This window comes from Actinomadura sp. (genome assembly GCF_044508335.1).
Classification (GTDB): domain Bacteria; phylum Actinomycetota; class Actinomycetes; order Streptosporangiales; family Streptosporangiaceae; genus Spirillospora.
The window spans coordinates 19,410-30,092 of sequence record NZ_JBIQHY010000034.1 but is presented as its reverse complement, the minus strand read 5'-3'; the positions used below and the strand labels follow the sequence as shown (position 1 = coordinate 30,092).

7 protein-coding genes are annotated in these 10,683 nt (G+C 74.2%); 5 read left to right on the top strand and 2 right to left on the bottom strand.

Annotated features, from left to right (window positions below; genetic code table 11):
• Both ACIWVC_RS14730 and ACIWVC_RS14725 read left to right on the top strand, forming a co-directional pair.
• On the top strand, window positions 1-309 hold a 309-nt coding region (locus ACIWVC_RS14730), incomplete at its 5' end, for a GNAT family N-acetyltransferase (protein WP_396454232.1).
• Window positions 310-371: 62 nt separating this feature from the next.
• Window positions 372-896 carry a hypothetical protein gene (locus tag ACIWVC_RS14725; protein ID WP_396447784.1) on the top strand — a complete coding sequence of 175 codons (525 nt, stop codon included), beginning with the start codon at window positions 372-374 and terminating at the stop codon, window positions 894-896.
• A 22-nt stretch (window positions 897-918) separates the two neighbouring features.
• Here ACIWVC_RS14725 and lysX read toward each other — a convergent pair whose 3' ends face one another.
• Window positions 919-4,218, bottom strand: a complete 3,300-nt coding sequence (lysX, locus tag ACIWVC_RS14720; RefSeq protein WP_396447785.1) for a bifunctional lysylphosphatidylglycerol synthetase/lysine--tRNA ligase LysX — start codon at window positions 4,216-4,218, stop codon at window positions 919-921.
• A 182-nt stretch (window positions 4,219-4,400) separates the two neighbouring features.
• Here lysX and ACIWVC_RS14715 point away from each other — a divergent pair, with 182 nt between their 5' ends.
• The 3 genes from ACIWVC_RS14715 to ACIWVC_RS14705 are packed head-to-tail and all read left to right on the top strand — an operon-like array spanning window position 4,401 to window position 9,569.
• Window positions 4,401-6,359, top strand: coding sequence for a protein kinase (locus ACIWVC_RS14715; protein ID WP_396447786.1), 1,959 nt, complete (start codon window positions 4,401-4,403; stop codon window positions 6,357-6,359).
• Window positions 6,359-8,077 (top strand): serine/threonine-protein kinase, encoded by a 1,719-nt coding sequence (locus ACIWVC_RS14710; protein ID WP_396447788.1) that lies wholly within the window; start codon window positions 6,359-6,361, stop codon window positions 8,075-8,077. The genes ACIWVC_RS14715 and ACIWVC_RS14710 overlap by 1 nt, the downstream gene beginning before the upstream one ends.
• Before the next feature lie 22 nt (window positions 8,078-8,099).
• Window positions 8,100-9,569 carry a protein kinase gene (locus ACIWVC_RS14705; RefSeq protein WP_396447789.1) on the top strand — a complete coding sequence of 490 codons (1,470 nt, stop codon included), beginning with the start codon at window positions 8,100-8,102 and terminating at the stop codon, window positions 9,567-9,569.
• Here the strand turns inward: ACIWVC_RS14705 and ACIWVC_RS14700 are convergent.
• Window positions 9,482-10,681, bottom strand: coding sequence for a DUF6114 domain-containing protein (locus ACIWVC_RS14700; RefSeq protein WP_396454231.1), 1,200 nt, complete (start codon window positions 10,679-10,681; stop codon window positions 9,482-9,484). The two genes, ACIWVC_RS14705 and ACIWVC_RS14700, sit on opposite strands and share 88 nt — an antisense overlap.
• Window positions 10,682-10,683: the final 2 nt, after the last annotated feature.

Here is a 10,683-nt window from a genome sequence, read left to right as displayed (position 1 = left end):
GTGGGAACGGTCCTGCCGCACGGCGGCGCCGGCCCGGACGACGTGCGCCGCAGGGCGGGCGTTTTCAGCATGGCGACTCTTCCCCGTGCGCGCGGAAAAGGCGCCGCCCGCAGCGTGCTCGCCGCGTTGGCGGACTGGGCCGCCGAAAATGGAGCCGACCGCATGTATCTCCAGGTCGAGCACCGCAATGTTCCGGCTTTGCGGCTCTACGGGCGGGCGGGCTTCACCGGGATTTCCACCTACCACTACCGGAGCGTTGACGGTCGCTTTGGACGGTCCGAACGTGATCGCGGCGGCCGGGGTTCATAAGAGGACAAGGCACCTCGCTGAATTCGCACACCAATGTCAGTGGATGTCTGTACAAATGTCATGTGACGGAGTGGGACGAGGAGGCGCTGGCGCGGTTGCGGGCCGCCGCTCATACCGGCGACGGGGACGCCGGGGTGCTTCGAGGGCGTCCGCTCCGACCGGTGCTCCAATACGCGGGCGATGTGCTCATCGCCGCGCTCGCCAAGGGCGGGGCCGATGCGCGACCGGCTCGCGAATGCCTCGCCGAACTGCGCGAACGCGATTCTCCCGGCGACGCCGAACTGGCCGCCGAACTCGCCGCCGCGCTCGGCGAGCGTCCCGCCGGACCGCTCGCCCCGCTGCCCGTCGATCTCGGGGCCGTGGCCGCGGCGATGGACGGCGGCGACCAGGTCCTCGACCTGGCGCGCGGCGACGTCCTGCACTCCGACGACCTCCCTCCCGCCGACGAGGCCGGCGAGCCGTGGGGGAGCGGGAGGTGGCTGCCGATCCCGCCGGCCGCCCTGCCGGAAGGGGAGGACGCCCGGCGGGGAGCGGCCCGCAGGTGGCTCGCCGGCGAGGGCTACCGGCCCGTCCCCCGCCGCCTCTAGAGGGCGCCTCTAGAGGGCGCCTCTAGGAACCGGGCCGCACCAGCGGGAACGGGATCGTCTCGCGGATGCTGCGCCCCGTCAGGGTGATCAGGAGGCGGTCGATGCCCATGCCCATGCCCCCGGCCGGCGGCATCGCGTACTCCAGCGCGCGCAGGAAGTCCTCGTCGAGCTCCATGGCCTCCGGGTCGCCGCCCGCCGCCTGCAGCGACTGCTCGGTGAGCCGCCTGCGCTGCAGGATCGGGTCGATCAGCTCGGAGTAGGCGGTGCCCAGTTCGAGGCCGAACACGATCAGGTCCCATTTCTCGGCGAGCCGCGGGTCCGCCCGGTGGGGGCGGGTCAGCGGGGACGTCTCCGCCGGGTAGTCGCGCACGAACGTCGGCGCCGTCAGGTCCTCCTCGACGAGGGCCTCGAACAGCTCCTGGACGATCTTGCCCTGCCCCCACTGCGGGTCGAAGTTCACCCCGAAGCGCTCCGCGAACCCCTGCACGGCCGCGAGGGAGGTGCCGGGCGTGACCTCCTCGCCGAGGGCCTTCGACACCGACTCGTAGACGGTGATCTCCTGCCACGGCTCGGCGAGGTCGTACTCGACGCCGTCCCGGACGACGACGGTGGTGCCGAGGGCGGCCAGCGCGGCGTCCACGACGAGGGAGCGGGTCAGCGCCGCCATCGTGTCGTAGTCGCCGTACGGCTCGTACGCCTCCAGCATCGTGAACTCGGGGTTGTGCTTCGGCGAGACGCCCTCGTTGCGGAAGTTGCGGTTCAGCTCGAAGACGCGCCCGACACCGCCGACCAGGAGGCGCTTCAGGTACAGCTCGGGCGCGATCCGCAGGTAGAGCTGCATGTTGTAGGCGTTGATGCGGGTCGTGAACGGCCGCGCTGTGGCGCCGCCGTGGACGGGCTGCAGCATCGGCGTCTCGACCTCGAGGTAGCCGCGGGCGCGCAGCCCGTCGCGCACGGCGGCGATGGCGTCGCCGCGCATCCGCAGCATCCGGCGGGACTCGTCGTTGACGATGAAGTCGACGTACCGCTGCCGGACGCGGGCCTCCGGATCCGACAGCCCGGAGCGCTTGTTCGGCAGCGGGCGCAGGCATTTCGCCGCCAGCGTCCACGAGGAGGCGAGCACCGACAGCTCCCCGCGCCGCGAGGTGGCGATCTCGCCGCGCACGCCCACCTGGTCGCCGAGGTCGATCAGCGCCTTCCAGCGCCGCAGCGACTCCTCGCCGAGCGCGTCCGCGGTCAGCATGACCTGCAGGTCGCCGGTCTCGTCCCGCAGCGTGGCGAAGACCAGCCGGCCGTGCTCGCGGGCGAGGACGACCCGCCCCGCGATCGCCGCGGACACGCCGGTGCGGGTGTCGGGGGCCAGGTCCGGGAACCGGGCGCGGACGTCGGCGGCGACGTCGGTGCGTTCGCAGCCGAGCGCGTAGGGCTCCATCCCGGCGGCCCGGATCTGGTCGAGCTTGGCGTGCCGCACCCGCTCCTGCTCCGACAGCCGGCGCTGCGGGGCGCGCGCCGCGTCCGCCGCCTCCTCGATCTCGCGGATCTTGTCGACCAGCTCCGTGGACGGGACCATGGCGGCGGCCCGGTCCAGCTTCGGGCGGTTCAGGCTCGGCAGGAACCCCTCGGCCCGCGCGTAGGCGAGGCCCAGCCGGATCAGGTGCCGGCCCTGCGTGTAGCAGATGAAGCGGGGCCGCCAGTCCGGCAGGTACTTGGCGTTCGACAGGTACAGCGATTCGAGCTGCCAGAACTTCGACGCGAACGACAGGAAGCGGTAGTAGAGCCGCGCGACCGGCCCGGCCCCGATCTGGGAGCCGCGCTCGAACGCCGACCGCAGCATCGCGAAGTTCAGCGAGAGCTGCTGCGCGCCGACGGCGGCGGCCTTCTCCGCGAGCTTGGCGACCATGTACTCGTTCAGGCCGTTCTCGGCGAGCCGGTCGCGGCGCATCAGGTCGAGCGACAGCCCGGCCCGCCCCCACGGGACGAAGCTGAGCAGCCCGCGCAGCTCCCCGTGCGCGTCGAACGCCTCGACCATGACGCAGTGCCCGTCGGTGGGGTCGCCGAGCCGGCCGAGCGCCATGGAGAAGCCGCGCTCGGTCTCCTCGCCGCGCCACGCGTCGGCGCTGCGGATCAGCTTGGCCATCTCCCAGCCGGGGATCTGCGAGTGCCGCCGGATCCGGATCGTGTACCCGGCCCGCTCCACCCGCCGGACGGCCTGCCGGACCTGCCGCATCTCGCGCCCGTCGAGGTTGAAGTCGGTGAGGTCGATGATGGCCTCGTCGCCGAGTTCGAGCGCGTCGAACCCGTGCCGCTTGTAGATGTGGGCGGCGCGCTCGCCGACGCTGACCGCGCCGGGGATCCACGCGTGGGCGCGGCACTCCTCCAGCCACGCCTCGATCGCCTGGTCCCACGATTCGGGATCGCCGAGCGGGTCGCCGCTGGCCAGCGAGACCGAACCCTCCACCCGGTAGGCGATGGCCGCCTTACCGTTCGGTGCGACCATGACGTCCTTGTCGCGGCGCAGCGCGAAGTAGCCGAGCGAGTCCTGGTCGCCGTACTCGGCGAGCAGGGCGCGCGCCGCGAGCTCCTCGCCGGGGGACAGGACGGGGTCGCGCCGCCCCGGCTTGAACAGCGCCCAGAACGTGGCGATCAGCAGCCCGGTGCCGAGGACCCACAGGATCGCGTCCACCCAGAACGGCACCGACACGTCGATCGGCTTGCCGGTGACGCGCGGCCCGAGGACGGTCTGCGAGATCGCGTACAGCGGGTGCGTCCAGAAGTCGCCGCTTGAGTTCCGGTCGGTGACGGTGACGAGGAACGTGCCGATTCCGCAGGTCACGACCAGGAGGCTGGTGAAGACGAGGGTCGCGAGCCGGCGGTTGGCGCGGTCGGGCAGCGTGGTGAACTGCCCGCGCGCGGCGATCAGCAGGCCGAGCACGGCGAGGTACACGCCGGCCGTGACGATCAGCCCGATGGGCGTGGAGATCTCCGGGTTGATCAGCGTCGTCAGGACGGCGGTGACCGCGAGCGCGGTGGGCAGGCAGAAGATCAGGACGAGGATCCGCCAGGCCGCCTTCTTGCGCCGCCGGACGCCCATCGACAGCAGGATCCACAGCAGCCCGATGGGCACGCTGGGGAACCAGCCGAGGTACCCGATCCAGCGCAGCGCCCAGATATCGGCTATCTCGAGGATGAGACCATAGGAGACCCACGCGAGCAGCGACAGGATCCCGGAGAGTCGGGTGTACCAGAAGAAGATCGTGGGCGCGGCCTGGATCAGCCGGTCCCACTCGCCCCGCAGGCCGCCCTGCGAGCCTCTGTCGGTCATGGTCCCCCGGTCCGGGTGTGGTATGGGCCTCTCCTTTTTACCGGCTGTCACGTCGACCACGCTTTCGTCCGCGCCCGTCCGCCCGGCGAACCTGGGGTGCGTGCCGGACGTCGTACGGGTAGGGGGATGCTGCTTGCAAGCTCGGTCCAAGGTTGTCAGCAAAAGTCGATATGGTCGCGGATATGCCAAATGAACCCACCGGTGAGCGGTTGCTCGCCCGCCGCTACCGCCTGGTGACCCAGGTCGGGCGAGGCGGCATGGGGACGGTCTGGCAGGCGCACGATGAGGTCCTCGGTCGCGACGTTGCGGTGAAGGAGGTCATCCTCCCGCATGGTCTCACCGATGAGGAACGCGCCGTGCACCACAAGCGCACGTTCCGTGAGGCCCGCACCGCCGCGCGGCTCGGCCATCCGGGCGTCGTCACGGTCTACGACGTCGTCGAGGAGGACGGGCGGCCCTGGATCGTCATGGAGCTGATCAAGGCGCGCTCCCTGGACCAGGTGATCAAGCAGGAGGGGCCGCTGGAGCCGCGCCGCGCCGCCGAGATCGGCCGGCAGATGCTCGCCGCGCTGCACGCCGCGCACGGCGCCGGCGTCCTGCACCGCGACGTCAAGCCGAGCAACGTGCTGATCACCGGTACCGGGCGGATGGGCGAGCGCGCGGTCCTCACCGACTTCGGCATCGCGACCGCGTCCGGCGACGCCACGCTCACCCAGACCGGCCTGGTGATGGGTTCGCCCGCCTACATCGCGCCCGAGCGCGCGCGGGGCCGCGTCGCCGGCCCCGCGTCCGACCTGTGGTCGCTCGGCGTCACCCTCTACGCGATGCTGCACGGCCGGTCGCCGTTCGAGCGGCCCGAGCCGATGGCCGCGCTGGTCGCGGTGATCTCCGAGGAGCCGGAGCCGCCGGAGAAGGGCGGCAGGCTCATCCCGGTCATCGAGGGGCTGCTGCGCAAGAACCCCGACCAGCGGATGGACGCGATCGAGGCCGGCGCGCTGCTGGACGACATCGTCCGCCAGGAGACCGTCGACACCCAGCGCACGATGGCCGTCGAGTTCTCCATGGACGAGCTGGCGAGCCCCGAGACCACCGTCCAGGACTCCTCCTACCGGTCGCAGCCGTACGCGGAGGCGTACGCCGAGCCGTACCCGGAGACCTACGCGCCCGACCAGCCGCTCCCGGACGAGATGGACGGCTCCGAAGGGCGCCCCGGCACCCCCGCGGCCGCCGCCGCGGCGGACCCGGAGGCCCGCCCGGACCAGCTGACCAGCCTGGACCTGCCCGCCGCCAGAACGCGCGCGGCCGACCCGGCGAACCCGGGCGAGACCGCGCCGGACCCCGACCGGGCCGGCTCCTGGCGGTCCGGCCCGCGCACGCAGCCCGCCGGGGCCGTCGCCGCCGAGCAGGGGCCGCCCGAGCCGCCGGGGCCGGCCACGCACTTCCCGCCGACGACGCACCCGGCCGTGCGCCCGGCGCTGACCGCCAACCGCAACGTGCTGATCGTCGCCGCGATCGTGCTGGTCGTCATCGTGGTGGTCGCGGGCATCGCCTTCGCCAACGGCGGGGGCGGGAAGAAGAAGGGCGCGAGCGCGCCGCCGGAGGGCGGCACGACGCCGTCCGCCCCGGCCGCGTCCGCCAAGCCGAGCGGCTCGCCGGCCGGTTCGCCGGGCAGCGGGGGGCTGCCCGCCGGGTTCACCGTGCACAAGGACCCCAGCGGCTACCGGCTGCCGGTCCCGAAGGGCTGGACCGGCCCCGAGCGCAAGCAGGGCGGCGACTACTTCTACTCGCCCGACCGCAGGATCTACCTCCAGATCGACCAGACCGACGACCCGGGCGACAGCGCGATCGGCGACTGGCGGCGGCAGGAGCGGGGCGGCGCCGGCTTCCCCGGGTACCGGAAGATCCGGATCGCGCCGACCGGCGACCACCCGCCCGTCCCCGACACCGGTGACGGCGACGACTCCGCCGACTGGGAGTTCACCTACGACGGCGACGGAGGCCGGGTGCACATCCTCAACCGCGGGTTCGTGACGCACGGGCACGGCTACGCCATCCTCCTGCGCGCCCCCGACGCCGAGTGGGACAAGGTCTACCGGGACCTGCAGCCGGTCTACCGGTACTTCGAGCCCGCGGACGACTGATGGAGGGGCGTCTCCTCGCCGGCAGGTACCGGCTCGAATCCGTGGTCGGGCGCGGCGGCATGGGCACCGTGTGGCGCGCCCGCGACGAGACCCTCGACCGGGAGGTCGCGGTCAAGGAGGTCGTGCTGCCCGCCGGGCTGAGCGACGAGGAGCGCGAGAACCGGCACCGCCGGACGCTGCGCGAGGCGCGCGCGTCGGCGCGGCTGAACCACCCGGGCGTGGTGACCGTACACGATGTCGTGGACGAGGACGACCGGCCGTGGATCGTCATGGAGCTGGTACGGGCCCGTTCTCTCCAGGACATCGTGGACGAGGACGGCCCGCTGCCGCCCGGCCGCGCCGCGGTGATCGGGCGGCAGATCGCGGGCGCGCTGCGGGCGGCGCACGCGATCGGCATCCTGCACCGGGACGTCAAGCCCGCGAACGTGCTGGTCGCCGACGACGACCGGGCCGTCCTCACCGACTTCGGCATCGCGCAGCTCGCGGGCGAGGCGACGCTCACCGGCACCGGCCTGATCATGGGGTCGCCGGCGTACATGTCGCCGGAGCGGGTGAACGGCGACCCGGCGATCCCCGCGTCCGACCTGTGGGCGCTCGGCGCCACCCTCTACGCGGCGGTCGAGGGCAGGGCGCCGCACCACCGCAGCGACGCGATGGCCGTCCTCGCGGCCGTGATGACGCAGGACGCCCCGCCGCCGAAGAACGCCGGGCCGCTCGCGCCCGTCCTCACCGGGCTGCTGGAGCGCGACCCGGTGCGGCGGCTCAGCGGCGAGAAGGCGGAGGAGGCGCTCAAGGCGATCGCGTCCGGGCACGCCGCCGGCCTGGCGGCCGCGCAGCTCGCGGCGGGCGAGACCACGGCCGCGGACGGGGCCGCCGTGGGCGGGCCGGATGCGGGCGGGACGGATGCGGGCGGCACGGCGACCCGGCAGGCGCCCCCGCAGTACGGGCCCGTTCCCGTCCCGCCTCCGCCCCCGGGCATGACCGCGCCGATCCCGCCGGACCCTGGCCGACAGTGGCCGCCCGGGCACGCGGGGCCGCCGGCGCCGTCCCGGCGGTCGCCGATCCCGCCGATCCTCGGGGGAGTCGCCGCGGCCGCGGTGATCCTCGCGGTCGCCGGGGTCGTGCTCTGGGCGAACCGCCCGCCCTCCGGCGGGACGGCCGCGACCCGGTCGCCCACCGCCGTGGCCAGGCAGTCCACGCCCGCCGCGCGGGAAACGCCGCGCGGCACGTCCGCGTCCACGCCCGGGTCGTCGTCGGCTCCGGGCACGGCGCCGCTGCCGCCCGGCCTCGTCCGGGCGGCCGGCCCCGGGTTCACGATCGGCGTCCCGCCCGGGTGGCGGCGCTCCGAGCAGGGCGACAGCGTCATCTGGACCGACCCCGCGTCCAGCGCTTACATTCAGGTCGACCGGACCGTCTGGACGGGCGACCCCTACGGGCACTGGGTCACCTGGGAGCAGGAGGCCATCGCGGACGGCAAGCTGAAGGACTTCCGGCGGGTCGGGGAGATCACCCGCACGGAGGTCGCCGGGCACGCGGCCGCCGACATCGAGTTCACCTGGACGCGCGGCACGGGGCTCACGCGCGCCCGCGACCGGGGGGTGAACGCGGGCGGCCGGCCCTACGCGGTCGTGGTGGCCGTTCCCGCGTCCCAGTGGAACAAGAGAGAGCCGCTCGTGAAGAATGTGCTCGACACGTTCCGTCCCTCCGGGGTGGGATGACCAATGGGGGGACTCTTCCGACATGACACAGGCACGTCTGCTCGGTAACCGCTACCGGCTGGACGCGGTGGTCGGCCAGGGCGGCATGGGCACCGTGTGGCGTGCGCGCGACGTCATGCTGGACCGCGAGGTCGCGGTGAAGGAGGTCGTGTTCCCGCCGGGCCTCAACGACGACGAGATCGCCGTCCTGTACGAGCGGACGTTCCGGGAGGCGCGGGCGTCGGCGCGGCTCAACCACTCCGGCGTCGTGACCGTCCACGACGTGGTGCAGGAGGCCGACCGGCCCTGGATCGTGATGGAGCTGGTCCTCGCCCCGTCCCTGCAGGACATCATCGAGCGCGGCCCGATGGACCACCGCCGTGTCGCCGACATCGGGCTGCAGATGCTCGGCGCGCTCCGGCACGCCCACGAGAAGGGCATCCTGCACCGCGACGTCAAGCCCAGCAACGTGCTGATCACCGACTCCGGCCGGGTGGTGCTCACCGACTTCGGCATCGCGCAGGTGGAGGGCGACGCGACGCTCACGCAGACGGGCCTCGTGATGGGGTCGCCCGCCTACATCCCGCCCGAGCGGGCGCAGGGCGAGCGGGCGGTGCCCGCGTCCGACCTGTGGGCGCTCGGCGCGACCCTGTACGCGGCGGTCGAGGGCCGGTCCCCCTACGAGCGGTCGGACGCCATGGCGTCGCTGCAGGCCGCGCTGACCGAGCCGGTCCCGCCGGCGCGCAACGCGGGGCCGCTCGCCCGGGTGCTGGACGGGCTGCTGGCGCGCGAGCCGGTGAACCGGATGACCGCCGCGCAGGCGGAGCCGCTGCTCGCCCGGGTCGCGGCGATGCCGCCCGCCCGGCCCGCGCCGCCCCCGCCCCCGGTGCGCCAGGCGGCGGGCGAGACGGTGCTGGACGAGCCGTCCGCGCGCCGGCCGCCGGGAGGCCGGGACGAGGCGGCGGAGACCGTCCTCGACCCGGCCGAGCTGGGCGTGGTGACGCGGCGGGACCGCGGGGCGGTGACGCGCCGCGACCCCGGCGACCCCGCCCCGGTGACCCGGCGCGACTCGGGCGGCTTCGCCGAGCAGGGCCCCGCCGGCCGCGGCTTCGCGGATCGCGGCGCCCCCGAGCGCGGACCGGCCGACCGGAACGGCTCGCACCGCCCGCCGCCCGCGCGGCCCGGCCGGGACCGCGAGGCGCGCACGCTGCTGGAGACCGAGTGGGCGCCGCCGCCCGCCCGGACGACCCCGCCGCAGCCGTGGGAGCAGCCGGGGCAGTACTCCGGCTGGCAGCAGGCGCCGCCGGCCGGGGCGGGCGGGGAGCGCCGCAGGACGGTGCTCGTCGTCACGATCGCGGTGGTCCTCGTCGTCGCGGCGGTGCTGCTGGGCGCGTTCATCCTGCGCGGCAAGCTGCAGAAGGGCGCTCAGGAGGCGATGCCGAGCCCGGCGAGCTGCGCCCCGCCGGCGGTGACGGCGGGCTGCTCGGACACCACGTCCGTCATCACCATGTAGGGCAGCGTCAGCGGCGGCGGGTGCTCCGGCGTGAACGTCAGCGGGATGCCCAGCAGCTTGGACGACATCTTCGTCGTGTACATGACCACGTCACCGGTCAGGGTGAGCCTGGGGGTCCGTATCCGCGTGGTGGCCCCTCCGCGGGCGACGGTCTGGTCCACGTTCTTCAGGACGGCCGTGGACATGGTGAACTTCAGCGCCTTCACCGTCCCGCCCGCCGACGGCAGGGACGCGACGCCGTCGTAGCTGAGGCCCGACATCGTCAGCGAGTCGGCCCGCAGCGTCCCCGAGTCGGCGTAGAGGCGGGTGCCGCCGGCGGCCGTCTTCCCCTCCGCGGCGCAGGCGGGGTCCTTGCTCGACGCCAACTCCTGGATGAGTTCGCGCGCCTCGTCCTGCGAGAGCCCGGCGCCGTTGGCGGGGACGTCCGGGCACTGCGGCGCCGTCGTGGTGGACGTGGCGCTGGGCGCCGGCGAGGGGGTCGCGGCCGGGCCGGGGGACGCCGCAGGCGACGGCGTCGCCGTGGCGCCGGGCGCGGGTGCCGGTGCGGGCGTCGGGCTGAGCAGGTGGAAGCCCAGCAGGGCGGGGAGCGCGATGGCGGTCAGGCGCCCGCCGCGCTGCGCGTGCCGGGCGCCCGGCACGCGCGACCGGGGCGGCTGCGCGGGGGACCAGGCGAAGCCGAGGGCGCCGCCGGTCAGGCCGAGCAGCAACCCGACGAAGAACCCGCCGAAGTTGGACGTGAGGAACGACGCCAGCGACAGCAGCACGGCGAGGACGCCGTAGAAGCTGCGCTGGGCGGGCTGCGTCCACATGAGCACGCCGGCGGTGACGAGCAGCGCGCCGATCAGCCAGCTCGCCACCCCCGCCATGCCCTGGTGGACGACGAGCGGCATCGGCGCGAGCGGGACGGCGATCAGCTCCAGGCCGCCGAGGACGGTGAACACGCCGCCCCAGAAGGGGCGTGTCCGCCGCCACCGCCGGAACCCGCGCGGCCCGGCCCGGTCCGGTTCGGTCGGGTCCGGTTCGGTCGGGTCCGGTTCGGCCGGGTCCGGTTCGGCCGGGTCCGGTTCGGCCCGGTGCTGGTCAGTCCGGTAGTGCGGTTCGGCAGGGTTCATGG

Excerpts from the sequence above, each read along its gene's own strand:
- lysX (WP_396447785.1), bottom strand. The coding sequence starts at position 4,218 with ATGACCGACAGAGGCTCGCAGGGCGGCCTGCGGGGCGAGTGGGACCGG.
- ACIWVC_RS14715 (WP_396447786.1), top strand. The coding sequence starts at position 4,401 with ATGCCAAATGAACCCACCGGTGAGCGGTTGCTCGCCCGCCGCTACCGC.
- ACIWVC_RS14710 (WP_396447788.1), top strand. The coding sequence starts at position 6,359 with ATGGAGGGGCGTCTCCTCGCCGGCAGGTACCGGCTCGAATCCGTGGTC.
- ACIWVC_RS14705 (WP_396447789.1), top strand. The coding sequence starts at position 8,100 with ATGACACAGGCACGTCTGCTCGGTAACCGCTACCGGCTGGACGCGGTG.
- ACIWVC_RS14700 (WP_396454231.1), bottom strand. The coding sequence starts at position 10,681 with ATGAACCCTGCCGAACCGCACTACCGGACTGACCAGCACCGGGCCGAA.